The organism is Micromonospora inyonensis, from assembly GCF_900091415.1.
In the GTDB taxonomy this organism is placed as follows: Bacteria; Actinomycetota; Actinomycetes; order Mycobacteriales; family Micromonosporaceae; genus Micromonospora; species Micromonospora inyonensis.
This window is the reverse complement of sequence record NZ_FMHU01000002.1, coordinates 2,798,166-2,823,237: the sequence shown is the minus strand read 5'-3', so window position 1 is coordinate 2,823,237 and position 25,072 is coordinate 2,798,166. Positions and strand designations below refer to the sequence as shown.

Here is a 25,072-nt window from a genome sequence, read left to right as displayed (position 1 = left end):
GGACGACGTCCATCCCGGCTCTGTCGGATCCGGCGCCGCCTCAGCTCTCGGCGGCGCGCTTCTGGGCCGCGATGACCTTGTTCAGCCGCTCCATCCGGGTGGCCAGGCTCATCATGCCCTCCAGCCTGAACGCCGGGGGGCGGCGGCCGTCGACGTCGGAGAAGCCGTACCGCTGGGCGAGGTCACCGCAGGCGAGGACCTGCCCGGACTCCTCCCGCACCGACGGGTCGGCCAGCAGGTGGGCGATCGCCCGACCGACGTACTCGGCGGAGTGGACCACGGCCGCCGGGCCGCTGCCCAGCGCCGACCAGGCCGCCTCGACCCGCTCGGTGCGGACGAAACCGGGGTGCAGCCCGACCGAGGTGATCTTCGTCTTGCGCAGGTCACCGGCCATCGCCCGGCTGAGCCGGTCGGAGGCGGCCTTGAACATGTCGTACGCCGCCTGCCCGAGGTAGGTGTCCCCGTCGGTGTAGCTGATCGTGACCAGCAGGCCGGCGTCCCGGGGGAGCATCAGCTCCACCGCGTGCCGGCTGGCGGTGAACTGCGCCCGCACCGACGCCGCGTACGCGTCGTACCGCCACATCGGCTGGTGCCAGAACGGGGCGTCGAAGCGGGCCTCGTCGGAGCGCTCGTACCCGCTCCAGGCGTTGTTGACCAGCAGGTCGAGCCGGCCGTCCTGCTCGGTGGCGATCCGCGCGAACAACGCGGCGACCGGTGCGTCGTCGTGGTGGTCGCAGCGCACCGCGATGCCCCGCCCGCCGCGCCGGGTCACCTCGTCGGCGGTGTCGTCGACGGTGCCGGGCAGCCCTTCGGTGCGCCCGTCGGCCCGGGTGCTGCGCCCGGTGACGTAGACCGTCGCCCCGGCGTCGCCGAGGGCCAGGGCGACGCCGCGCCCGACCCCCCGGCTGCCGCCGGTCACCACGGCGACGCTGCCGGCCAGCGCCGGCGGCTCCCACCGGCCGTCGGTGGACGTGTGCTCCGTGTCGTCAGGCACCCTGCTCGCTCCAGTACTCGAGGCTTCGTCGGTAGGCGTCCCGGTCGGAGACGTGCGGCAGGCCGTACCGGCTGCGCAGCTCGTCCAGGGAGGAGGGAGGGCCCCGCCGGAGCACGCGGTCACTCGCTGACATCGGCGAGGACCTCCACGTACCGGCGGGACATCGGGGCCAGGGCGGCCAGCTCCGCCTCGGTCAGGTCGTCCGGGTGGATCACCCGGGGGCGGGTGATCTCCTTGCCGCGCCGGCGGGCGTGTTCGACGCAGATCTCCAGCGCCTCGTCGACGGTCATCGCCTCCTTGCCGTAGGTCACCCAGTACTCCCGGCCGTGGTCGCCCGCGTCCAGCGCGGCGATGGTGGCCCGGGCCAGGGTGTCCTGCGGGACGATGTCCACCAGGTTGCCGGGGTGGGCCGGGAAGAGCTTCGCCCGGCCCCGGCAGATCCAGTCCGACATGAGCTGCACGATCTGCCCGCGCGAGGTCAGCCCGGTCGCCGCGTCACCGATCAGGTTCGTCGGCCGGAAGATCACGTACGGCACGCCGGAGGCCCGCAGCCGTTCCTCCGCGGCGAGCTTGGAGCGGACGTACGCGGTGACCACGTTGGTCGGCCGCAGCGGCAGCGGGGCGGAGGGGGCCAGCGCGTGCACGAAGGAGGTGCTCTGGTGGTAGATCGACGCGTCGGCCCGGCGGGCCAGTTCGATCACCTCGCGGGTGCCGTCCACGTTGGTGCGCTGGTACCGCTCGGGCGACTGCCCCCAGTCGGTCAGCCCGCCGGAGTGGATGACCGCGCCGGTGCGGGCGACCAGGTCGGCGTAGCCGTCGTCGTCGAGGCCGAGCTGCGGGCGGGACAGGTCGACCCGCAGCATCTCCACCCCGGGACCGGCCACGCTGCCCGAGTTGACCAGGCAGAGCACCGGACGACCGGCCAGCTCCCGGACGATCGACTGCCCGACCACTCCGGACGCTCCGGTGAGGACGATCATCTTCTGCCGGCTCATCCGCGCCGGTCCTTCCACTCGTACACCCGGGACAGCACCTGGTAGCCGGCGAAGCTGATCGGCTCCGGCGGGAAGGTCGGTCGGGGCGCGTCGACCAGGGCCAGCGTCGAGTAGTCGGTCGTCTCGCCGAGGACCAGGTCACGCAGGATCCGCCCCCCGGTGTGGGTGGCGGCGATGCCGTTGCCGCAGTAGCCGTACCCGTAGTGCAGGCCGGGCCGGAGCGTGCCGAAGTGCGGCATCATGTCGCGGGTGATGTCGATGACCCCGCCATAGGCGAACTCGAACCGCACGTCCCGCCAGGCCGGGAAGAACCGGGCGAACGACTCGGTCAGCTCCCGGTAGATCGCCGGGTTCTCCTGGTGGGCCCGGTCGAACGGGTTGCGCGGGTAGTAGTAGGCCCGTCCGCCGGCCCACATCAACCGGTTGTCGGCGGTAAACCGACCACAGTGGAGAAACGTCTTCGCCTCGACCAGACCCTCCCGTCCGGGCCAGTGCACCCGGCCGAGCTGCTCCTCGCCGAGCGGCTCGCCGATCAGCACGTAGCTCCACATCGGCAGCACGGTGCGCCGGAACTCCGGGAAGGTGTACTGCGACGCGCTGGTGGCCAGCACCACCTGTGGTGCCCGGACCCGCCCGGCGGCGGTCACCACCGTGTGCGCGGCACCCGGCGTCGCCGCCGGCTCCACCGCTGCACGGCGGTGCGCTCGTGGATGGCCACGCCCGCCGCGCGCAGCGTCCGGGCCAGGCCCCGGGCCAGCTTGAACGGGTTGACCAGCGCCCCGCCGACCCGGACCGCCCCCTTGATCTCGGGGGAGTCGACGTAGGCGCGGGCCTCCGCCGCGTCCATGATCTTGGTGTCACTGCCCAGCTTGAGGGCGAGCCGCCGGTCGTGTTCCAGGCGGGCGAGCTGCCCGTCGTTGAGCGCCACCATCAGGTAGTCGTTCGCCTCGTACTCGGCGTCGACCTTCTCCCGGCGGCAGAACCGGCCGATCTCCAGGACGGACCGACCGACGATCGCGGACGCCTTGCCGGCCGCCTCCGCCCCGTAGACCCGGATCAACTGGTCCAGGTCCTTGCCGAGGGTGGGGGTGACGAAACCGTCGGCGGTGCCGGAGGCCGCGCCCCCGGCGAGCCCCGCGTCGAGCAGGTGGATGGACAGCTCCGGGCGCGCCTTCTTCAGCGAGTACGCGGTCCACATGCCGGTGAATCCGGCACCGACGACGGCGACGTCGCACTCGACGTCGCCGGTCAGGGCGTCCTGTGGTTCGGCGGCCTCGGTGGTCTGCCAGTAGACCTCATGTCGATAGTTCGGCACAGCGCTCCAATCGCTGATCCGTCGCGGCAGCGACGTCTCAGACCGCCTCGAGGAGCAGTCGGGCCAGCCCGAGGTGCCGGCGTTCGAAGTGTCCGACGGTGGCGGAGAGGTACCGCTCGTACTCGGCGCCCTGCTCCTCGCCCACCAGCTCCAGGGCCCGCTCCCGGTTGCGCCGGAGGCCGTCCAGCCACTGCGCGCAGGTCCGCGCGTAGTGGTCGGGGTCGTTGCGGACCGACACCACGTCGAAGATCCGCTCACTGCCCTGGATGACCTCGGACAGCGCCGGGATCTCGGACTCGGTGAAGATCCGCTCGATGATGAAGAGCAGGTCGGCGACGGTCTGCCGGTCCATCCGGACGTTGTTGCCCTTGATGTTGGTCTGGATGGCGATCCGCCCGCCGGGGCGCAGCCAGCCACGGCACCGGGTGAAGAACTCGCGGTACGCGGCGACGCGTGCCGCCCGGGTCAGCCCCTCCCGGGCGAAGTGCTCGAACGCGCCGATCGAGATCACCGCGTCGTACGGCTCGGTCGGGGTGTGGTCCAGCCAGTCCTGGACGTGCACCTCGACCCCGTCCGACGCGCGTGCCCGGACCCACTCGGCCTGCGAGTCGCTGAGCGTCAACCCGACGACCTGCTCCACCCGGTGCGTGCCCACCAGGCGCTCCCTCAACCCGCCCCAGCCGCACCCGACGTCGAGCACCCGGCGCGCTCCGGTCGCCCGCGCCCCCTCGACGAGGTAGTCGAACTTGCGGAGCTGGGCGGCGTCGAGGTCGTCCTCCGGCCCGGACCACATCGCGCAGCTGTAGGCCATCGACCGGCCGAGCCAGAGCGCGTAGAAGTCGTTCGAGAGGTCGTAGTGCTGCTGGATGGCGTCCATGGACGCGCCGTCGTAGCGGCCGTTGTCGGCTCCGGCCGCCGGGGCGTCGGCCAGCGGTGCGTGGACGGACACGACCTACGCCTGGAGCTGGGCCGTGGAGTTGGCCAGGTCCACCAGGTCACCGATGGTCTTCACGTCCGCCGCGCGGGACGGGTCGAACTCGATGCCGAGTTGGTCCTCGATGCCGTAGACGATGTCGGCCACCTGGAGGCTGGACAGTCCGAGGTCGTCGAAGGCGGTCTGGGCGCCGAGCGACATCTCGTCGGCGTTCTTTCCACGCAGTTTCTTCTGCACCATTTCGCAGACCTGTTCAACGGTAATCACTGCGTCACTCCTCGTGCACGTGGTGTGATTGCGCATTCGACAGCGAGAGGTGTCACTGACCGCCGCATCGAGAATGCGTATCGCCAACCCTCGGAAGGTCGGTCCGCTGGATCATGCCACAGTGGATGGTTTCGGGCGACCCTCCATTGCGACCTTGTGTGTGGACGATAGCCCGGGGCATGATGAGCAACTCTGGGGGGACATAGGTTTCGAGGTGCCGCGCGGGGGCCATCCATAATGGACAGACCGTACCGGGTAGTCGATTATCTGATCAGATCGTTGCATCGAGTCGGGGTGCGGCACATTTTCGGCGTCGGCGGCGCCAACATTGAAGATCTGTACGACGCGGCGCACCATTGCGACGGGGTGGTCCGCGCGGTGGTGGCGAAGCACGAGTTCTCCGCCGCCGCCATGGCCGACGGGTACGCCCGCACCACCGGGCGGCTCGCGGTGGCCGTCTCCACCTCCGGCGCGGGGGCGATGAACCTGGTCCCGGGGGTCGCCGAGGCGTACGCCTCCCGGGTGCCGCTGCTGGCCGTGGTGGGGCAGCCGTCCCGCCCGCTGGAGGGTCGGGGGGCCTTCCAGGACACCAGCGGACTGGCCGGCTCGTTCGACGCGTACCGGCTGTTCTCCTCGATCAGCCGGTACTGCGCGCGGGTCGACGACCCGGCGGACCTCGCCCCGGCGTTGGCCGACGCGCTCACCGCCACCCGGGCGCTGCCCGGTGGGCCGGCGGTGCTGCTGCTGCCCAAAGACGTGCAGCAGGCCGTCCTCGTCGACCCGCCGCAGATCGGGGAGCTGCTCGCCGCCCGGCGGGTGCCGGTCGCCGCCGCGGCGGCCCGGGAACGCGCCGCCGACCGGCTGGTGGAGTTGGCCGGCGAACCGGTGCTGGTCATCGCCGGGGACGAGGTGGCCCGCCGGGGCGCCCGCGCCGAGCTGGCCGAGTTCGTCGCCGCGCTGGACGCCCGCGTCGCCGTGGTGCCCGACGGCAAGGACGTCTTCTCCAACCACGATCCCCGCTTCGTCGGCGTCGCCGGGGTGATCGGGCACCCGAGCGTCACCGACGCCCTGCGCCGGGCCCGGCTCTGCGTGCTGGTCGGCACCCGACTGCCGGTGATGGCCCGCGGCGGCCTGGACGCCCTGCTCGCCGGCACCGAGCTGGTCTGCTTCGGGGCCGAGCCGGCCTTCTGTGACCCGGACGCGCTGTACGTGGACGGCGACCTGCGCGTCGAGTTGCGGGCGGTCACCGGGCGGCTGCGCGCCGCCCGTCCCGCCCCACCGCCCCCGGACCGGGCGGACCTGCGCTTCCTCAGCGTCCCGCCGTTCGAGGGGGAGGGCATGCGGCTGCGCGACGCGGTCGAGGCGGTCGGCGCGGCCGTGCCGGACGGCGCGACCGTGGTCGCCGACGCGGGCAACGCCGCCGCGGGCGTCATCCACTACGTGGCCACGCCGCGCGACGGGCGGTTCGTCGTCGCGCTGGGGATGGGTGGCATGGGGCACAGCCTCGGCGCGGGCATCGGGGCCGCCTTCGCCACCGGCCAGCGCAGCTACGTGGTGATCGGCGACGGCGGGTTCCTCATGCACGGCATGGAGATCCACACTGCGGTCGAGCACGACCTGCCGGTGACGTTCGTGGTCGTCAACAACAACGCGCACGGCATGTGCGTCACCCGCGAGCAGCTCTACTACGACGACGCGTACACGTTCAACGAGTTCCGACCGACTGACCTGGCCGCCGGGATCCGGGGCATGTTCCCGACGCTGCCGGTCACCCACGCCCGGACGGCGGACGAACTGCGGCAGGCCCTGGTCGCGCACCGGTCGACCCGGTCGCCGGCCGTGGTCTGCGTCGACGTGAGTCCGCGGGAGATCCCGCCGTTCGTACCGTTCCTCAACCATCTCGACACCGTCAGTCCCCAAGGAGCACCTCATGACCAGCCCGTCGTCGCCGTTGGCTGACATCCCGAACCTGCTGCGCTGCGAGACCACCCCCAGGGAGGCTGCGCTGGCCAAGGCGGCGGAGATGACCCACGCGGTCTACCCGCACGACGCGGTGTACGGGCAGTTCTGCACCGTGCAGGACTACATCGACTGCCCGCCGGAGGACGTCTTCGACTACCTCGCCGACCTGCGCAACCTCGACGAGTGGACGTACAGCACCCGGCACTTCGAGCCGGTTCCCGGTGCCACCGACGGCCTGCACGTCGGCTGGGACACGCTGGCCGACGACACCCGCATCTACGCGAAGGTGGTCGCCAACCGGGAGGCGCTGACCGTCGACTACCACTGCGCCTGGGACCAGGGCGACGAGCTGTGGATGATCTACATCAACCGGATCATTCCCGCCGAGCTGGTGCTCAAGAAGCCGGGCTCGGTGCTGGTCTGGACCAACTGCCGGCACCCGTACTACGACGACAACCCCAATCGGCACCTGGTCGCCGACCCGAACCGGGTCTGGGTGGGGGACATGTGGCCCCTGTTCTACGCCGGGCACCGGGCCGAGCTGGACAACCTCAAGGCGATTCTGGAGTACCGGCACAGCCGGGGCATCCCGGTGACCGGCCACGTGGTGCGTGCGGGAGCGTCGGTATGACCACCCCGGTCAGCCTGGTCGACGTCGACAGCGCCCTGCCGGAGAACCGGGTCGGCACCGAGTTCTACCGGGGCGCGGACGCGGCTCTCGACGACAGCGTGATGTTCAAGTCGCCGAAGTACCGCCGGCACATCGGGCCGGAGGAGACCGCGGCCGACCTGATCGTGAGGGCGGCCCGGCCGGTGCTGGAACGGGCGCGCGAGCGTGGCGACGGGCCGGTGGACCTGCTCCTCACCAACGTGCTCCTGCCCGACCTGCCGTTCACCGGAGCCGGGGCGGAGGTGGCCCACCGGCTCGGCGAGCGCCCGGAGTGGGTGCTCGACGTGTACAACGGCGGCTGCGTCTCCTTCGTCTACATGCTGAAGGTCGCCAAGCAGATCATGCAGTCCGGCGGGGCGCGTACCGCGCTGCTGTGCAACGTGCAGAACAGCGCCGGCCAGGTCTTCACCCAGCCGACCATCCGCACCAGGTCGCACGCGCCGGTCCCCGGCGACGACTGCGGGGTCGGCTACCTGCGGATCGGGGACGAGTCCCCGATCCTCGACGTGGAGGTCCGCCAGTACGTCGAGTACGCCACCGACGTCGGCCTGGCCTTCGACGACGACCGGAAGTACTGGCAGCCGGGACAGAGCGAGATGGACGTCAGCTTCACCGACTCCAAGGTCGCGAAGATCATCGGCCGGGGCAACCAGCTCCTGCCCCAGGTGGTCACCGCGCTCTGCGACCGGATCGGCACCCGTACGCCGGACATCGACGTGCTGATCACCAACCAGCCGGACCGGATGTTCCGCAACTGGCGGGAGGCGTTGCACCTTCGACGAGTACGGCAACCTCTTCGGGGCCGCCGTGCCGATCACGCTGACCGAGGCCGTCCGGGACGGCCGGGTGCGCTCGGGCGACCTGCTGGTCCTGGCCGGTTTCGCGCACGCCGGGGACATGGCCGGCGCCGCCGCCGTCCGCTGGGGGGCCGGCGGCTAGTCGCCGGCCGGCTCCGACGACGAAGCCGGGGTGGGGAAGCGGATTCCTACCCCGGCTTCTGCGTGTCGCGGCAGCGACCTCAGCGGACGGCCACCCGGGCCAGCGGACGCCACGCGTCGGACGCCAGCAGCGTCCGGCACCGGAACCGCTGGATCTTGCCACTGGGTGTCTTGGGCAGCGTGCCCTTCTCCAGGAAGACGCACTCGGCCAGCGGCACCCCGGCCTTGGTCATCGCGATCGCCGCCGCCTCTTCGGCGAAGGCCCGGTAGTCGTTGCTACGGCTGCGCAGCTCCACGAGCAGCACCACCTCGCTCCGGCCGCCCTCGGCCACGTCGACGATCACCGCGCAGCCCTTGCGGACCGACTCCAACCCGTCGATCGTGCTCTCGATCTCCCGCGCGTAGACGTTGCGTCCGCCGACCTGGAGGAGGTCGTCGGAGCGGCCCACCACGTACAGCTCGCCGTCGTGCAGGAAGCCCAGGTCGCCGGTGCGCAGCCGGCCGTCGACGAACCGGGCGGCGGTGCGCTCCGCGTCGGCGAAGTAGCCGCTGGCCAGGCTGGGCGAGGCGACCCGGATCTCGGAGAGGCGTCCCGGCTCGGCGACGTCCACCTCGACTCCGGCGCAGGGCCGGCCGGTGGAGACCACCCGGGTCGCCGCCGGGTCGTCGGCGGCGCACGCCACCACCTCGCCGTCGGCCAGCCGGTTGCCGTCGACGTCGAGGAAGCGCGGTGCCTCGTCGTGCGGGCAGGCGGTCACCGCGAGGGTCGCCTCGGCCAGCCCGTACGCCGGCATCAGCGCCTCCGCCCGCAGCCCCTGCGGCCCGAACGCGGCCACCGTGCGTCGCAGTGCCTCCCACTCCACCCGCTCGGCCCCGACCACGCAGACCCGCAGCCTCAGCGGGGCGGACAGCGCGCCACTGCGCTGCCCCCGCGCGGCCAGGTGCAGCGCGGTGCTGGTGCCCGCGGTCATGGTGGCGCCGTACTCGGCCATGTCCCGGAACCAGGTCCGGGGCGACATCATGAACCGCTCCGGGGTGGACAGCACCAGGCCGAAGTCGTGCGCCCAGGCGTAGAGCAGGCAGCCGAACATGCCCATGTCGTGGGAGAGCGGCAACCAGGAGGCGACCGTCTCCTCGCCGGGCACCCTGCCGGCCATGGCCAGGATCATCTCCAGCTGGCGGCCGATGGCCCGGGTGGTCAGCGTGCACCCCTTGGGCACGCTGGTGCTGCCCGAGGAGTACTGGACGAACGCCAGCCCGTCGGCCTCCGGCGGGCTCTCGTCGATCCGGCCGTCGCTGGCGAGCGACTGCCAGGACCGCACCGCCAGGCGGCGGAGCACCGACTCCGGCAGCAGCGGCACCAGCTTCTCGTCGGCCAGCAGCACCGGCGCGTCCAGGTTGCCGACCAGGGTCTCCAGGTGCCGCGCGTACTCCTGCCGGTCCATGCCCCGGGTGGGCACCGGCAGTGACGCGACGGCCCCGCCGGCCAGCCAGACCCCGAGCAGGCCGCGCACCGCCTCCGGGGGAGTTGTCCAGGACGGCGGCCACCTGCCGGCCCGGGCGCACCCCGGCCCGGCGCAGCGTGGCCGCCGCGCCCCGGCCGTCGGCGACCACCTCCGACCAGGGCGTCGCGGTGAAGCGGTTGCCGGCCCAGGCGTGCAACCGGCCCTGGTTCCCGGCTCCGGTCAGTCGCTCCCACAGCTGCATGGCGTCCCCCTCCGGGCCGGTACGGCGGTCGGTGTCCTCATTCGACGTCGGTGACCGAGACCAGATCGGACGTGGACCGGCGCTCGGACAGCGGCGGGGCCGCCGGTGCGGTCAGCAGTTCCTCCGCGGTGGTCGCCGGAGTCTGGTCCGGCTTGACGTTGCCGACCAGGCTCACCCCGCCCTCGCGCATGGCCAGCCGCTCCGGGTCGATCCGGATCACGTGGGTGGCCAGGCCGACCTTCTCCAGCGACCAGATGAAGATGGCGCTGAGGTCCACCTCCCACCACTTCATGCCGTGCCGGGCCGAGCGGGGAAAGGCGTGGTGGTTGTTGTGCCAGGCCTCGCCGAAGGAGGGGATGGCCAGCCAGGCCACGTTGCGGGAGTGGTCCAGGGTGCCGAACCGGCGGCGGCCGAAGTAGTGCCCGACCGAGTTGACCGCGTAGGTCATGTGGTTGACCAGGAACAGCCGGACCAGACCACCCCAGAGGGCACCGGTCAGCGCGCCGACGAGGGTGCCGGTGAGGGCGAGCCCGATCAGGCCGGGCAGCACGATGCCGGCGAGGACGACCAGGACGAACTTCTCGCTGATCCACCGCAGGGCCCGGTCCCGGACCAGGTCGGGGCAGTAGCGCATCGGCTCCGAGCGCAGGTCGACGTCGAAGAGCCAGCCGAGGTGGGCGTGCCAGAGTCCCCGCAGGATGCCCTTGACGCCGGGCTCCAAGCCAGGTGCGGGCTGTGCGGGTCGCCCTCCCGGTCGGCGACCCGGTGGTGCCGACGGTGGTGCGCGGCCCAGATGATCGGCGGGCCCTGCCCGGCCATCGCCCCGGCCGTGGCCAGGGCGAGGTAGATCGGACGGGTCGTCCGGAACGACCGGTGGGTCAGCAGCCGGTGGTAGCCGGTGGAGATGCCGAAGGCGCAGATCGTGTATATGACCACCAGGGCCACGAGATCCGACCAGCCGAACAGCCTGTTCCAGAGCAGGACCATCGCCACCACGACGCCGATCAGCGGCGCCACGGACGCGGTCAGGATGAACCAGCGGTGTTCTCTGCCGTCCAGGTACCTACCTCTTGATCTATGGGTTCGAGCGGTGCGATCGCGGCGCGTCCCCGTTTCCGGGGCTGGTCGTCGGAGAGGGACGCGTGCCGGGCCGGCCCCGGGACCGCTCGTCGCAACGGACGGGCCCGGGGCGGGGAATGCGGTCGACGGGTCTGACGGAATGGGGATGGGAACCACCGACGGCGCCGTTCGGGTAACGGATCGGTGTACGCACTGTCATCTGGCGGTCCCCGTCCACGGCTCGCGCAGCAAACAAGTACCGCACTTTATCGAAAGTGGATCGCATTGGCCATGGTTTGCGGAGCCGACGATCCACTCTGGATTTACCGTTCAGCGCCTGATCCGTCCGATTCAATATGTGCTGTCAGAAAAGGCCAGCCTCGGTCGCGATTCGCCGGCAATCGGTCCGCATGCGATGCTCCGGTCAGGGCTTAGGAGATTGTGACGCCGGTGTGGGTCAATAGCTGATACGGTCGGCGTGCGTTCAGCGCCGCCGCAGCAAGGAGTCGGTCATGTCCAGTCAGCCAGCCGTCGGATTTCCCTCCGGTCACCTCACGATGCGGCTCGCACACCGGGCGAGCTGCGCGATCTGGGTCGTATCGCGACCACGGCCACCGGCCTGTCCCGCGCCGCCGATCCGGCGCGCGCGGCGGCCCTGATCGACTACGCCGACCGGATCCTCCAGATCATCGAGCACCACCACGAGGGCGAGGACGAGTTCTTCTGGCCGATGCTGCGGGAGCGCGGTGCCGGCGAGGACGTGCTGACCCTGATGACGGGGGAGCACGCCGAGCTGCTCGGTCATCTCAAGGACGTCCGGGGGCGGCTGGTCGCCCTCGACGGCGCCCCGGCCACCGCGTGGGCCGAGTTCGGCGTGGCGGTGCAGCGGCTGCGGGACTCGCTCGCCGCGCACTGCGCCGACGAGGAGCGCGAGCTGACCGACCGGCTGGCCCCGGCCCTGGAGGCGTCCGCCTGGAGCCGGTTCGAGCGGAACATGCTCAGGACCGCGCCGAAGTGGACACTCGGTTTCGTGCCGCCCTGGCTGGACTCGGTCGCCGAGCCGGGCGAACGGGCGGGTGTGCCGGCCCGCCCGGTGGTCAAGCTGCTGGCCGGCTCGCTGCGCCGCCGCCAGCAGCGCGCCTTCGGCGACTGACCCGCGCCCGAGCGGGCCACGCGAGCCGGGTGGGTCGCTCCGGAGACCGTCCGGTCCGACCGGTGCCGGCCGGATCCGACGACCATGCGTGCCGGCCTCACCGCCTGTCGGGGCCGGTGCCGCCCCGGACCGTCCGGGCGTTACCCCCGCCACCCACCGAGCACTGCTGAGGAGCTGTGATGGTGCAAGCCGCCGTGCCCCGACGGGACCAGATGTTGAGCCGGGGGCGGGTCGCGCTCCTGCTCGCCATCACCTGTGGCGCCCAACTGCTCGTCATCTTCGACGAGACGGTGGTCAACCTGGCTCTGCCGTCGATCCGGACCGACCTGGAGTTCTCCACCTCCTCCCTGGCCTGGGTGGTCGACGCGTACATGCTGCTCTTCGGCGGCTTCCTGCTGCTCGGCGGGCGGGGCGCGGACCTCTTCGGCCGGCAGCGGATGTTCCTGGTCGGCCTCGTCGTCTTCGTCGGCGCGTCGCTGGCGGGCGGGCTCGCCCAGTCCGACACGGCGCTGATCATCGCCCGGGGCGTGCAGGGCTTCGGCGCGGCGCTGCTCAGCCCGGCCGCGCTGAGCATCCTGGTCAGCGCCTTCACCAATGCCGAGCAGCGGGGCAAGGCGCTGGGCGTATGGGGTGGCCTCTCCGGCATCGCGGGCACCACCGGCGTGCTTCTCGGCGGGCTGATCACCGACACGATCGGGTGGCGCTGGGTCTTCTTCATCAACGTCCCGGTCGGCGTGGTGCTGCTCGTCCTCACCGTGGCCGGCCTGCGCGGGGGCGCCAGCATCGAGACGGCCGGCGGCCCGCGCCGACTGGACGGCTTCGGTGCGGCGACCATCACCGGTGGTCTGCTCCTGCTCGTCTACACCATGCTGAACACCTCGCACCGCGACTGGAGCGACCTGCGCACCATCGGCGGGCTGGCCGGGGCGGTCGTGCTGATCGCGGTTTTCGTCTGGTGGGAGAAGCGCGCCCCGGAGCCGCTGCTGCGCCTCGGTATCCTGGCCAACCGGCAGATCGCGGTGGCCAACATCCTCACCGTGCTGGCCGCCTCCGCGCTCTACGGCACCTTCTTCTTCCTCAGCCTCTACATGCAGGTGATCAACGGTTGGTCGCCGATCCGGGCCGGCCTGTCCTGGGCCCCGCTCGGCCTCACCATGGCGGTCTTCGCCGGGGCGGCCATGCAGCTCACCCCCCGCCTGGGCACCCGTAACCTGATCATGGCCGGTCTGGCGCTGGTCGGGGTCGGCCAGGTGCTGCTGCTGCGCAGCACGGTCGACGGGTCGTACGTCAGCGAACTCCTCCCCACCCTGATCCTCTCCGGCGCGGGCTTCGGTCTGGCGCTGGTGCCGCTGGTGGTGGCCGCGGTCAGCGGCGTCGCCCGGGAGGAGAGCGGCATCGCCTCCGGCCTGATGAACACCTCGCAGCAGGTGGGTGGCGCGGTCGGCCTGGCCGTCCTGGTCACCGTCGCCAACGAGCGGTTGTCGGGGCGGATCAGCGAGGGCGCGGTACAGGGCTCGGCTCTCCTGGACGGCCTGCACGCCGCGTTCCTGGTGGCCGCGATCCTCACCGCCCTCGCCGTCCTGGTCACCTTCCTGCTCCCGAACAACCGCGCCAAGGTCGACATGGCGGCCATCCACGGCGGTTGAGCCGCCACCGTCAGCAGACAGGAGCACGCACAGATGGGCCACTACCGCAGCAGCCTGCGGGACCTGGAGTTCAACCTCTTCGAGGTCTTCGGCGTCGACCGGTTCCTCGGCCCGGGCGGGTACCCCGACCTGGACGTCGAGACGATCCGTCAGATCCTCGCCGAGGTGGACCGCTCCGCCCGGGAAAAGCTGGCGGAGGCGTTCACCGAGGGGGACCGGCATCCGCCGGTCTTCGACCCGGCGACCCACACGGCGCCGCTGCCGGCGGGCTTCGCGAAGGCGTACCGGGCGTTCCTGGACGCCGGGTTCTGGCGGCTCGGCGACCTGGCCCCGGAGCTGGGCGGCACGCCCGCGCCCCGGATGCTCTGGCGGGTGATCGGTGATCGGTGATCGGTGAGCTGGTGATGGGGGCCAACCCGGCGGTCTGGATCTACGCCTCCGGGCCGCCTCTGGCCAACGTGCTCTGGCACGAGGGGACGCCGGAGCAGAAGCGGTGGGCCCGGATCTTCGTGGACCGCGAGTGGGCCTCCACAATGGCCCTGACCGAGGCGGACGCCGGTTCGGACGTCGGCGCGGGGCGCACCCGGGCGGTCCCGCAGCCGGACGGCTCCTGGCACATCGAGGGGGTCAAGCGGTTCATCACCTCGGGCGAGCACGACCTCACCGAGAACATCGTCCACTACGTGCTGGCCCGACCGGTCGGCGTACCCGGCGTGGGCGGGCCGGGCACCAAGGGGCTCTCCCTCTTCGTCGTCCCCAAGTTCCACTTCGACCCGACCACGGGAGAGGTCGGCGCGCGCAACGGCGTCTACGCGACCGGCGTCGAGGAGAAGATGGGGCTGAAGGTCTCCAACACCTGCGAGCTGACCTTCGGCCAGCACGGCGTGCCGGCCGTCGGCTGGCTGGTGGGGGATCGGCACGACGGCATCCGGCAGATGTTCCGGATCATCGAGTACGCCCGGATGATGGTCGGCACCAAGGCCATCGCCACCCTCGGCACCGGCTACCGTAACGCGGTGGCGTACGCGCGGGACCGGGTGCAGGGCGCCGACCTGACCCGGATGGCCGACAAGACCGCCCCACGGGTACGGATCATCGCCCACCCCGACGTCCGCCGGTCGCTGATGCTGCAGAAGGCGTACGCCGAAGGGCTGCGCGCCCTGCTCGTCTACACCGGACGCTGGCAGGACCGGATGGTCCTCGGACCGGACGCCGAGCTGGCCGCCCGGGTCAACGACCTGCTCCTGCCCCTGGTCAAGGGGTTCGGCTCGGAGCGGGCGTACGAGATCCTCGGTCACGAGTCGTTGCAGATCCTCGGCGGCTCGGGGTACCTGACCGACTACCCGCTGGAGCAGTACGTCCGGGATGCCAAAATCGACACCTTGTACGAGGGCACGACCGCGATCCAGAGCCTCGACCTGGTCTTCCGCAAGATCGCCAAGGACCAGGGCGTCGCGCTGATGGCGGTGGCCGCCGAGATCGGCGAGTTCGTCGGCGCGGAGGTCGAGGACGACCCGCTGGCGGCGGAGCGGACCGCCCTCGGCCGGGCGGTGACCGACGTGCAGGGCGCCCTCGGCGCGATGCTGGAGTGGCTGGGTGCGGCCCAGGGCGGGGAGCCCCGGCAGCTCTACCTGGTGGGCCTGCACAGCCGCCGGGTCCTTTTGGCCCTCGGCGACCTCTTCGTCGGTTGGCTCCTCCTCGTCCAGGCCGAGGTCGCGGCGCGCGCCCTGGCCGGCGGCGGCCACCCCACCGGGGATCGGTCCTTCTACGCCGGCAAGGTGGCGGCGGCCCGGTTCTTCGCCCGCGAGGTGCTGCCCCGGCTCACCGCCGACCGCAAGATCGTCCAGGGGGCCCAGCTCGACCTGATGGACGTCCCCGAGGAGTCGTTCTGATCCACCGGCGGACCCACCGGCCCGTCGTGGCGGGCACCGTGTGGTGGGCCGACCTGGGGATGCTGCGCCGCTGGCACGGCCGGCTGCTCGACGACACCGAGCGGCGGCGGCTCGCCGCGATCGGGCATCCTCGCCACCGTCGGCAGTCCACCCTCGGCGCGGTACTGCTGCGGCTGGCGGTCGCCCATCACCGGGGCGTACCGGCCGACCGGGTGCGGGTGGTGCGGGAGTGCCCGGCCTGCGCCGGGCCGCACGGGCGGCCCCGACTGCCGGAGCACCGGCTCTCGGCCTCGGTCTCCCACTCCGGGCGGCGGGTGGTGGTGGCGGTCGCCGGCCGGGGGGAGATCGGCGTGGACGTGGAACGCCTCGGGGCCGACCACCCGTCCACGGAACTGGCGCAGTGGTGCCGGCGGGAGTCGGTGGTGAAGGCGACCGGCGACGGGCTGCGGGTGCGCATCCGGGACGTCCGGATCACCCCGCCCTCCGATCCGCCCCGGCTGCTCGGGTACCCCGGGCGGCCCGGCCTGCGGGCCCGGCTCTGGGACCTGCGCCCCGGCCCGGGATACCGGGCGGCGGCGACGCTGGTCACCCCGGCATCCCTGCCGTCGCGGGTGCGGATCGTCGAACGGGCGGCCTCCCACCTGCTCACGGGCGGCCCGTCGACCGGTGCGACGCCGGGCGCGGGCGGTGGGGGCGGGCCCGCCCGAGGGGCGGCTACCCCGGGGTGCGGTGGGGTGGGGGAAGGCTCCCCGCGACCGGGCCGCCCCGGGCGTGCCGGCCCGGTGGCCGGTGGCCGGTGGCCGGTCACCACGCCGTACGGTCGTCCGGACGCAGGGAGGACGGGAGGCGGACCGGTGACCCTGCTGGTGGTGGGCGCGAGCGGTCATCTCGGTGGCGAACTGTGCCGGCGGGCGGCGGCGACGGGCGAGCGGGTGGTCGGCACGTACCACGCCCGCGAGCCGGCCCTCCCCGGTGTGCAGCCGCGTCGGCTGGACGTCCGCGACCGCGAGGCGGTCCGCGCGCTGGTTTCCGAGGTACGCCCCGACGCGGTCGTCGGCACCAGCTACCGGTACGACGACTGGGCGGTCACCGCCGACGGGGCGGCCCACGTCGCGGTCGCGGCCGCCGCGGTGGGGGCCCGGCTGGTGCACGTCTCCAGCGACTCCGTGCACGGCGGGCGCTACGAGCCGTACGGCGACGACGAGCCGCCCAGCCCGATCTTCGCGTACGGGGCGGCGAAGGCGGCGGCCGAGACGACGTTCGGGCGGTCCACCCCACCGCCGCGCTGATCCGGACCTCGCTGATCGTCGGGGACGAGCGGAGCAGCCAGATCCGCCTCTGCCTGGACGCGCTCGCCGGCCGGGCGGCCCTCTTCACCGACGAGGTCCGCTGTCCGGTACACGTCGATGACCTGGCCGACGCGGTGCTCGCGGTCGTCGCGTCCGACCACGCCGGCCCGCTGAACGTGGCCGGAGCCGAAGCGGTCAGCCGAGTCGACCTGGGCCTGCTGGTCGCCCGGCGGTACGGGCTCGATCCGACCGGCCTGACGACCACGACCAGTGTCGAGGCGGGTCTGCGCCGTCCGAGGGTGGTACGCCTCGACAGCTCCCGAGCGGCCCGCCTGCTCACGACCCGCCTGCGTGGCGTACGCGAGTTCCTCGCTCCCTGACCACCTGCCGTCGCCCCGGACGGTCGCGACCCGTACCGATAACGCACAGAACTTGTGCACAGCATCTCTGCATAATTATCGTGCAAGTGTGCCGAACGAGCAGAGCGGGCAGATCCGATCGGTCAGGCTGGACCACCGGCAGATCCGCGTCCTCGCGCACCCGCTCCGGATGCGGCTGCTGGGTGCGCTGCGTGCCGACGGTCCGGCGACGGCCACCTCGCTCGCCGAGGCCCTCGGCACCAACACCGGGGCCACCAGTTACCACCTGCGGCAGCTCGCCGAGGTCGGGCTGGTGGCCGAGGAGCCGGACCGGGGCACCGCCCGGCAGCGCTGGTGGCGCGCGGCGCACGACACGAGCAGTTGGGAGCCGAGCGACTACGACGACGACCCGGACGCCCGGGCCGCCGTGGAGTGGATGCAGGTCGAACACGTGCGGTGGGTGACCGAGCAGGCCGAACGGTGGCTCGCCGAGCGGGCGACGTACTCGCCGCAGTGGCGCGACGCCGCCGGCATGAGCGACGCCTTCCTGGTCATCGGTCCGCAGCGGTTGCAGGAACTCAACCAGGAGATCTCGCGGCTCGTCCTCAGCTATCGCGAGGCATCGCCGCCCGACGAGGCCGACGCGAAGCCGATCCACTTCGTCCACGCCGCCTTCCCCGCCCAGGAGCGCGCCCGGTGAACGCCCTCACCGTCCGGCAGGTCCGCCACCGCTACCTGCTCCTGCACGGGCTCCGGTGGCTCCCGGTCGGCCTGCTCATCCCGGTCTTCGTCCTGCTCATGCAGGAGCGTGGCCTCACCCTCGCCCAGATCGGGGTGGCCACCGCCGCCCAGGGGCTCGTCGTGCTGGTGCTGGAACTCCCGACCGGCGGTCTCGCCGACGCTCTCGGTCGGCGACCGGTGCTCCTCACCGCCGCCGCGGTCAACCTCGCCTCGCTGGCGCTCTTCGTCGTTGCCGACGCGTTCGCCCTCTTCGTCGTGGTCTGGTTGCTCCAGGGCCTGTACCGGGCGCTGGACAGTGGCCCGCTGGACTCCTGGTACGTCGACGCCAGCCTCGCCGCCGACCCCGACGTGGCGTACGAGAAGGGGCTCGGCCAGGGCGGCACCGTCCTCGGCGTGTCGATCAGCGCCGGTGCGCTGATCAGCGGCGGGCTGGTCACGCTCGGCCCGGTCGGCCCGGTGAGCGCGCTGACGATGCCGGTGCTGGTGGCCGTCGTCCTGCAGGTGGTCGTGCTGGTGGCGTTCGCGGTGCTCCTGGTCGAGCCGCGTCCGGCCCGCAGCCGGGGCGCGCTGCGGTCCTCGATCGCCGCCGCGCCGGGCATGGTCGGTCAGGCGTTCGGGCTGCTGCGCCGCTCGCGGGTGCTGCTCGCGCTGGTCGCGGTGGAACTCTTCTGGGGCTTCGGCATGGTCACCTTCGAGACCCTGCTCCCGGTACGCCTCGCCGAGGTGACCGGTGACGCGGACCGGGCGGCGGCGCTGCTGGGCCCGGCCGGCTCCGTCGCCTGGCTCGCCTCGGCGGCCGGTGCCGCGCTGACCCCGCTGTTGACGCGTTGGTGGGGAGCCGCGCCCAGCGCCGCGCTGCTGCGGATCGTGCAGGGGCTCACCGTGGCCGGCATGGGGCTGCTCGCCGGACCGGTCGGCGTGCTCCTCGCCTACCTGGCCTGCTACAGCGTGCACGGAGCGTCGAACCCGCTGCACATGGGGCTGCTGCACCGCCAGGTCGACGGTCCGTACCGGACCAGTGTGATCTCGCTGAACTCGATGGTGGCCATGCCGGCCGGTGCGCTCGGGGGCGTCGTCCTCACCGCCCTCGCCGACGCCACCAGCGTGCGCACCGCGATGCTGGTCGGTGCCGTGGTGCTGGCCGTCGCTGCCCCGCTCTACCTGCCCGCGTGGCGGGCCGGCCGCCGTGCCACGCCCGCCACGGCACCCGTCTCCACCACCAGCGGCTGACGCCGTCCCGCGTCGTCGCGGACCGCGCCGGGTGCGCCAGGTGGATGCAGGGGACCCCTCCTCGACAAAAGGCGGTAACAGGGGACCCCTGCTACCACCTCAACCGCCTGCCACCTCAACCGCCTGCCACCTCAACCGCCTACCACCTCAGCCGCACCGCCTCGGCGGGATCAGCCGACGCCCAGGGACGTCCGCTCGAGGGTTCCGGTGAAGCCGAGCCGGCGGTACAACCGGGTCGCGCCGACGTTGTGGGTGTAGACGCCGAGCGCCACGTGGTCGTACCGGGCGAAGAGGGCACGGGTCATGCCGGCGGTCAGCGCCGCGCCGAGGCCCCGTCCCCGTTCGGCCGGCGCGACGGTCAGGCCGGCGAGGAAACCGATCCCGCCCCGGCTGCGGTCCGCGCCGGCAGCGACCAGCCGGTCGCCGGCGCGGATGCCGTACCAGTCGACCACCCGGGGGTCGCCGGGGCGTGAGGTGCTGGTGGGGAAGGCCTCGTCGACCAACGCGGTGAGCGCCGGCAGGTCCGACGCGGTGAGGCGTACCACCCGGGGGTCGCCGGGCTGATGCGGGGGCGCGGCGGTGGCCCAGAGGAAGTCCCAGTCGTGGTGCCGGGCGATCGGCAGCGGCCCGGCCAGGTCGGCGGAGCCCAGCCGGGGCAGGTGCAGCCACTGTCCGGAGCGGACGACCCCCTGGGCCAGGAGCGCCGCGAACAGTTCCACCGCCGGACCGGGAGCGCCGAACGCCCCGCCGACCGGACCCCCTTCGGCGGAAGCAGCCACGCCGTGGTGCCGTCGAGCAGCCACGCCTGCGGCTCGTCGTCCCGGCCGAGCACGTGCCGGGCGTACGGGTGGTGACCGTGGGCCGCCAGTACCGCTGCCCGCCCGTGTGCCGCCCGCGCTGTCCGATCACGCGGCCAGCCTAGTCGGGGCGTGGATGCCGTCCATGCTGGAGATTGGCGGCCGGACCGATCGGGTACATCACGGCCGACGTACCCGACCCCTACCGGAGGACCGACATGCTCGCCATCGCCGCGGCCATCGTTTTCGGTTTCGCCCTGCTGATCGACCTGCTGAACACCAACTTCGGCGCGCCCGACCTGTTCAACTGGAACACCCTGGTCCTGATCGGCCTGCTCCTGCTCTCGCTCCACCTGGCCGGGGTCGGCCGGGGCCCGCGCGGTGGGGGCGGCGGGGGCGGCGGGGGTGGTAGCCGGTGGTACCGGGGCCGCCGACCGGGGCGTGGCTGACCGCTCTCGATCATCACCGGCCCGTCCCGTGCCGCGCTTCCGGCGGCACGGGGCCGGGCCGGTACTGTTCTCGTGATGGAGTCCGACGCCCTGTTCACTCTCGGTGATCCCGCCGCAGCGCCGAGCGCGCCCGCGGGTTTCGGCGGCGCGCCCGCCGGGTCCGGGGTCGACGGCTTCGACACCGTCGGCGCCGACGCCCCGTTGCCGGTACGGATGCGCCCGGCGAACCTCGACGAGCTGGTCGGTCAGGAGCACCTGCTCGCCCCCGGCTCGCCGCTGCGGCAGCTGGTCGGCGGCGCGACCCCGATGTCGGTGATCCTCTGGGGACCGCCCGGCTGCGGCAAGACCACGATCGCCCACCTGGTCGCCCGGGCCACCGATCGCCGCTTCGTCGCCATGTCGGCGCTCACCGCCGGGGTGAAGGACGTCCGTGCGGTCATCGAGACGGCCCGCCGGCAACGCCGCTCCGGCGGTCCGCCCACCGTGCTCTTCATCGACGAGGTGCACCGGTTCAGCAAGACCCAGCAGGACTCGCTGCTCGCCGCGGTCGAGGACCGGACGGTCACCCTGCTCGCGGCGACCACGGAGAACCCGTACTTCTCGGTCATCTCACCGCTGCTCTCCCGGTGCGTGCTGCTGACCCTGCAACCGCTCACCGAGGACGCGGTGCGGAGCCTGCTGCGCCGCGCGGTCACCGACGAGCGAGGGCTGGGTGGCGTGCCCACCCTCGCCCCCGAGGCCGAGGACCACCTGGTCCGCCTCGCCGCGGGTGACGTCCGCAAGGCGCTCACCGCGTTGGAGGCGGCCGCCGCCTCCGCGACGGCGCTCGGGACCGACCGGATCGACCTGGCCACGGCCGAGCAGGCGGTGGACGTGGCCGCGGTCCGGTACGACCGCGCCGGTGACGCCCACTACGACGTGACCAGCGCCTTCATCAAGAGCATGCGCGGCTCCGACGTCGACGCGGCACTGCACTGGCTGGCCCGGATGCTGGTCGCCGGGGAGGATGCCCGGTTCATCGCCCGTCGGCTGGTCATCTTCGCCAGCGAGGACGTCGGCATGGCCGACCCGCTGGCGCTGACCGTGGCCACCGCCACCGCGCACGCCGTGGAGTACGTCGGGCTTCCCGAGGCCCAGCTCAACCTCGCCCAGGCGGTGATCCACCTGGCCAGCGCCCCGAAGTCCAACTCGGCGACCACCGCGATCGGGGCGGCGATCCGGGACGTCCGGGCCGGCCGGGGCGGGCCGGTGCCCCGCTCGCTGCGCGACGGCCACTATGCCGGTGCCCGAGGGCTGGGGCACGGCACCGGCTACCGCTATCCGCATGACGACCAGCGGGGCGTGGTCACCCAGCAGTACGTCCCGGACGACCTCGTCGGCACCGACTACTACCGGCCCACCGAGCACGGCGCGGAGCGTGCGGTGGCCGCCCGGCTGCCCCTGCTGCGCCGCATCGTCAGAGGCCGGACCACCCCGACCGCCGACGTGCCGGTGGGGGCCGGACGGAGCACGACGGACGCGACCGGCGTCCCGGCGGATGAGGGCGGCGCGGACGCCGCCAGGAAGGGTCACCAGTGAGACCTCGTGGTGCGGAGCGGCCGGAGGAGGGTCCCGACGAGCGTCGGGACCCCAAGGCCAGGGGACGCCGCTGGGGGCGCAACCGGGAGGGGGAGCCGGAGGAGCCGGTCGCCGGTGAGGAGTTCGGCTGGATCGACGACCTGCGCACCGCCAAGCGGCAGCGCACCGAAATCGGCCCGGAGACCGGTGTCCGGGAGGCGTCCGACCCGGCGCCCGCCGGCCCCCGGCCACCCGTCGCTTCGCCCCCGCCCGCCGGCCCCCGGCCACCCGTCGCGCCGGCCCCGCCTGCGGGTTCCGTGCCTGGACCCGGCGCCCCGCCCCGCACGGGTGGTCCGACGGCCGTCCCACCATCCACCGTCCCACCTGCCGCTCCCGTCCGTCGGCCGGGCCGTCCGGACGGTCCGTGGCCGGGTTCCGCCGGCCCCGCGCCGCGTCCTGGCCCCGAGGTCGCACCGCCGGTCCGTCCCGGCTCGGAGGCCCAACCACCGGTCCGCCCCGGGCACGGGCTCCCGCCGGCGGTGGACCGCACGCGCCGTCCGGCGGGTGCGCCCGAACCGGCTCCGCGGGCGGTGCCCGGTGGGCCGCGTCCCGCCGGACGGGTGTCCGTCGAAGGCGCGGTCGGCGGGACGCGGCCCCCCGCCCCGGACGAGCGCCCGGTGGCCCGGCGGCGGGTACCCGAGCAGGACGTCCCGGCAGTGCCGGCGTCGGGTAACGCCCCGCCGGTCCCGTTGTCGGGTAACGCCCCGCCGGTTCCGGCGTCGGCCGCGTCCGGTCCGGTGGCTCCCGGTCCGGTGGCTCCCGCACCGGGTGACCGACCGGAACCACCGTCCGCCCTCGGCCGGCGACGTGGCGCCGCCGACCACGACGAAGAGCGTGCGGGGGGACGTCGCAGCCACGCCACGCCGGACGACGACCGGCCGGTCGGGCGTCGTCGGGCCGCCGATCCGACCGAGCCCGGCCGGCCGGCGACCGGTTCGGCCCGTCCTCCGGTACCCGGCCCGGCCGGGCCGGCTCCGGACCCGCGAACCACTCCACCGGCCCGGGGTACCGCCCGTCCCGGCCCGGTCGCCCCGCCACCCCGTCCCGGGCCCGAGCCGGCCGCCCCGGCGCGCGGCGCGGCCCGCCCGGGACCGGCGGCACCGGTCCCGGGTCAGGTTCCGCCCGTCCCGGGTCAGGTTCCGCCCGTGCCGGGTCCGGTCCGGCCGTCCGGACCGGCTGGCGGGTCCGGTCCTGGCGTCGTGCCGCCGCATGGAGCGGGTGTCGTGCCGCCGCATGGAGCGGGTGTCGTGCCGCCGTCCGCACCGGGCACCGCCGCCCGGCCGGCACCGGGCGCCCCTGTTCCCGGACCACGGGTGACGCCGGGCGAACCGCCCGTCGGCCCGGCGCGGGGTGCGGCCCGGCCGCCGGCTGCGGTCGAGCCGGCCCCACGGGGGACAGCCGGCCCTGCGGCCCCGGTCGACGCGGGTCCGCGCGGAACGGCCCGTCCTCCGGCCCCGATCGAGCCGGGTGCCCGGGGCGCGGCCCGTCCCGGGTCCGGTCCGGGTGCTCCTGCCGTCCCCGGACCCCCCGTCGACCCGTCCGGTCCGCCGTCCGTCGATCCGTCCTCCGGTCCGGTCCGTCCGCCGGCCGGTCCGGCCCACGTCCCAGCGGCGCCGCCGTCCGGTCCGGTGCGTGCCACGGCCACGCCGCCGTCCGGTCCGCCGGCCGTGGCCCGTGCCGCCGTGGCGCCGCCGGTGTCGCCGGACGCCCCACCGCCGCTGCGCAGCGCCGCCGGGGACGCACCGTCCGACGACGACGGTCCCCGTACCGGCGGGCCGCTCCGCGTGGCCCGCTCCGAACTGCGGCGGCAGATGCGGGAGCGCCGTCGGCTCCGACTCGGAGTGCTGGTCGCGGTGAGCGTGCTCCTGCTCGGCGCGGTGCCGGCCTTCTTCGCCATCCGGACGCTGAGCCGCGACCCGGTCTTCGGTTCCCTGGACGAGTTGGCGGTGCCGACCTGGGCCGCCCAGGACCCGGTCGACAACGTCAGCGGGAGCCGCTGGTGCATCCAGGACTGTCGGTTGCGGGAACGAAGTGCCTCCTCGGAGCGCGCCCCGGAGGAGACCGCGCCGGAGTACGAGCGGGCGCTGGCCGCCGCCGGCTGGCAGCGGTGGCGGATCGACCGCTGCCCGGAGCAGCCCGCCCCCGGGGCGTACACCTGCTGGCGGCGGGACGAGTTGACCCTCGACCTGTGGGTCCGTCCACCGACGTGTGTGCCGCCGCCGGCCGACGGCCGACCGGCGGTCCCGCCGTCGCCGCTGCCGTCTCCCGCCGCAGCCGGGGAGTGCACCGGCTCGTTGGTGTCGTTGAAGGTCCGCAATGCCATCGACGACGACCGGACCCGGCCACAGCCGAGCACGGACCCGTCGCTCACCGGCGAGGATCCCTTCCCCACCTTCACCGACGACCCGCTCGACGATCTGACACCGGCACCGTCACCGTCCTGAGCCGGCGTCCATCACTGACGGTAGGGTCTGGGGCTGGCGGACCGGGCGTCGTCACCGACCAGGTCGGTGACGACGTGCCGGAATGGGTACGAGGGTCGCACGTCCCGCCGACGACGGGTCGGCGGGACACTGCTTGAGGAGGACACGCGTGGAGCTTGGAGAGGTCGCGGCGCTGGTGGCGGCGATCGCGTTCGCGATGCTGGTGCTGATCCTGACGCTGCCCATCCTGCGACTGCGGCACACCGTGGACGCCACCACCCGCATGATCAACGACCTCAACGAGCAGACCAGGCCGCTGCTCGGCAACGTCAACACGACGGTGGAGAACGTCAACACCGCCCTTACCCAGGTGCAGACCTCGCTCGACGGGGTGAACCTCCAGCTCGCCAAGGTCGACACCATGACCAGCCACGCCCAGAACGTCACCGCCAACGTGGCGAACCTGGCCACCGTGGTCTCCGCGGCCGCCGCCAACCCGCTGGTCAAGGTCGCCGCCTTCGGGTACGGCGTGCGCAAGGCCGCCTCCGCCCGCCGGCACGCCGAGACCGAGCGCGAGGTGCGCGACACCATCAAGCAGCAGCGCCGCGCCGCCAAGCGCGGCGACCGCTGAGCGG

The 25,072-nt window shown here is 73.4% G+C and carries 20 protein-coding genes and 3 pseudogenes; 13 read left to right on the top strand and 10 right to left on the bottom strand.

Annotation, left to right across the window (positions count from 1 at the left end):
* Positions 1-40 precede the first annotated feature (40 nt).
* Genes GA0074694_RS26910 through GA0074694_RS26885 form a run of 7 tightly spaced genes read right to left on the bottom strand, consistent with a single transcriptional unit; the run spans position 41 to position 4,505 of the window.
* Positions 41-994 carry an SDR family NAD(P)-dependent oxidoreductase gene (locus GA0074694_RS26910; protein WP_091462771.1) on the bottom strand — a complete coding sequence of 318 codons (954 nt, stop codon included), beginning with the start codon at positions 992-994 and terminating at the stop codon, positions 41-43.
* The gene (locus GA0074694_RS32435; protein ID WP_218105819.1) at positions 987-1,127 is read right to left on the bottom strand and encodes a hypothetical protein; all 141 of its coding nucleotides are present in this window, start codon (positions 1,125-1,127) and stop codon (positions 987-989) included. The genes GA0074694_RS26910 and GA0074694_RS32435 overlap by 8 nt, the downstream gene beginning before the upstream one ends.
* Entirely contained in the window at positions 1,114-1,989 is an 876-nt protein-coding gene (locus tag GA0074694_RS26905; protein ID WP_218105818.1) for an SDR family oxidoreductase, read from the bottom strand. Before GA0074694_RS26905 ends, GA0074694_RS32435 begins: the two co-directional genes overlap by 14 nt.
* Complete coding sequence (locus GA0074694_RS26900; protein WP_091462770.1) at positions 1,986-2,675, bottom strand: NAD(P)/FAD-dependent oxidoreductase; 690 nt, start codon at positions 2,673-2,675, stop codon at positions 1,986-1,988. The genes GA0074694_RS26905 and GA0074694_RS26900 overlap by 4 nt, the downstream gene beginning before the upstream one ends.
* Entirely contained in the window at positions 2,633-3,304 is a 672-nt protein-coding gene (locus GA0074694_RS26895; RefSeq protein WP_091462769.1) for an NAD(P)/FAD-dependent oxidoreductase, read from the bottom strand. Before GA0074694_RS26895 ends, GA0074694_RS26900 begins: the two co-directional genes overlap by 43 nt.
* Positions 3,305-3,341: 37 nt before the next feature.
* Positions 3,342-4,253, bottom strand: coding sequence for an SAM-dependent methyltransferase (locus GA0074694_RS26890; protein WP_245714927.1), 912 nt, complete (start codon positions 4,251-4,253; stop codon positions 3,342-3,344).
* 3 nt (positions 4,254-4,256) lie between these two features.
* On the bottom strand, positions 4,257-4,505 hold the full coding sequence (locus tag GA0074694_RS26885; protein WP_091462768.1) for an acyl carrier protein: 249 nt from the start codon (positions 4,503-4,505) through the stop codon (positions 4,257-4,259).
* 237 nt (positions 4,506-4,742) lie between these two features.
* Here GA0074694_RS26885 and GA0074694_RS26880 point away from each other — a divergent pair, with 237 nt between their 5' ends.
* The 3 genes and pseudogenes from GA0074694_RS26880 to GA0074694_RS34020 all read left to right on the top strand — a co-directional run.
* A complete protein-coding gene (locus tag GA0074694_RS26880; protein ID WP_091462767.1) occupies positions 4,743-6,464 on the top strand; it encodes a thiamine pyrophosphate-binding protein in 1,722 nt (573 codons plus the stop codon).
* Positions 6,436-7,098: an SRPBCC family protein gene (locus GA0074694_RS26875; RefSeq protein ID WP_091462766.1), complete on the top strand. Its 663-nt coding sequence runs from the start codon at positions 6,436-6,438 to the stop codon at positions 7,096-7,098. Before GA0074694_RS26880 ends, GA0074694_RS26875 begins: the two co-directional genes overlap by 29 nt.
* Positions 7,095-7,640 (top strand): annotated as a pseudogene (locus tag GA0074694_RS34020) (3-oxoacyl-ACP synthase); the annotation flags it as partial. The gene GA0074694_RS26875 and the pseudogene GA0074694_RS34020, both read left to right, overlap by 4 nt.
* Positions 7,641-8,155: 515 nt before the next feature.
* Here the strand turns inward: GA0074694_RS34020 and GA0074694_RS26865 are convergent.
* Together GA0074694_RS26865 and GA0074694_RS32425 are read right to left on the bottom strand one after the other, a co-directional pair.
* Positions 8,156-9,589, bottom strand: coding sequence for an AMP-binding protein (locus GA0074694_RS26865; protein ID WP_218105816.1), 1,434 nt, complete (start codon positions 9,587-9,589; stop codon positions 8,156-8,158).
* Between the two features lie 230 nt (positions 9,590-9,819).
* Positions 9,820-10,503 (bottom strand): acyl-CoA desaturase, encoded by a 684-nt coding sequence (locus GA0074694_RS32425; RefSeq protein ID WP_245714925.1) that lies wholly within the window; start codon positions 10,501-10,503, stop codon positions 9,820-9,822.
* An 816-nt stretch (positions 10,504-11,319) separates the two neighbouring features.
* Between GA0074694_RS32425 and GA0074694_RS26855 the strand changes: the two genes are divergently transcribed.
* From GA0074694_RS26855 to GA0074694_RS26825, 6 genes and pseudogenes are all read left to right on the top strand, one after another.
* A complete protein-coding gene (locus tag GA0074694_RS26855) occupies positions 11,320-11,994 on the top strand; it encodes a hemerythrin domain-containing protein (protein WP_245714924.1) in 675 nt (224 codons plus the stop codon).
* Between the two features lie 179 nt (positions 11,995-12,173).
* Entirely contained in the window at positions 12,174-13,640 is a 1,467-nt protein-coding gene (locus GA0074694_RS26850) for an MFS transporter (protein WP_091462765.1), read from the top strand.
* A 33-nt stretch (positions 13,641-13,673) separates the two neighbouring features.
* Positions 13,674-15,532: pseudogene (locus tag GA0074694_RS26845) on the top strand (acyl-CoA dehydrogenase).
* 854 nt (positions 15,533-16,386) lie between these two features.
* Positions 16,387-17,201, top strand: a pseudogene (locus GA0074694_RS26835) (SDR family oxidoreductase).
* A gap of 88 nt (positions 17,202-17,289) precedes the next feature.
* Positions 17,290-17,880: an ArsR/SmtB family transcription factor gene (locus tag GA0074694_RS26830; RefSeq protein ID WP_281190355.1), complete on the top strand. Its 591-nt coding sequence runs from the start codon at positions 17,290-17,292 to the stop codon at positions 17,878-17,880.
* On the top strand, positions 17,877-19,151 hold the full coding sequence (locus GA0074694_RS26825; protein WP_091462764.1) for an MFS transporter: 1,275 nt from the start codon (positions 17,877-17,879) through the stop codon (positions 19,149-19,151). The genes GA0074694_RS26830 and GA0074694_RS26825 overlap by 4 nt, the downstream gene beginning before the upstream one ends.
* Before the next feature lie 170 nt (positions 19,152-19,321).
* On the opposite strand, the gene GA0074694_RS26820 is transcribed toward GA0074694_RS26825, so the two are convergent.
* Positions 19,322-19,954, bottom strand: coding sequence for a GNAT family N-acetyltransferase (locus tag GA0074694_RS26820; RefSeq protein ID WP_245714923.1), 633 nt, complete (start codon positions 19,952-19,954; stop codon positions 19,322-19,324).
* 212 nt (positions 19,955-20,166) lie between these two features.
* Between GA0074694_RS26820 and GA0074694_RS26815 the strand changes: the two genes are divergently transcribed.
* The 4 genes from GA0074694_RS26815 to GA0074694_RS26795 all read left to right on the top strand — a co-directional run bounded on the left by GA0074694_RS26815 (position 20,167) and on the right by GA0074694_RS26795 (position 25,068).
* Complete coding sequence (locus GA0074694_RS26815) at positions 20,167-20,397, top strand: hypothetical protein (protein ID WP_091462763.1); 231 nt, start codon at positions 20,167-20,169, stop codon at positions 20,395-20,397.
* Positions 20,398-20,472: 75 nt separating this feature from the next.
* Positions 20,473-21,975, top strand: a complete 1,503-nt coding sequence (locus GA0074694_RS26810) for a replication-associated recombination protein A (RefSeq protein WP_091462762.1) — start codon at positions 20,473-20,475, stop codon at positions 21,973-21,975.
* Between the two features lie 1,850 nt (positions 21,976-23,825).
* A complete protein-coding gene (locus tag GA0074694_RS26800; protein ID WP_091464064.1) occupies positions 23,826-24,458 on the top strand; it encodes a hypothetical protein in 633 nt (210 codons plus the stop codon).
* Between the two features lie 148 nt (positions 24,459-24,606).
* Positions 24,607-25,068, top strand: a complete 462-nt coding sequence (locus tag GA0074694_RS26795; protein WP_088984965.1) for a DUF948 domain-containing protein — start codon at positions 24,607-24,609, stop codon at positions 25,066-25,068.
* Positions 25,069-25,072: the final 4 nt, after the last annotated feature.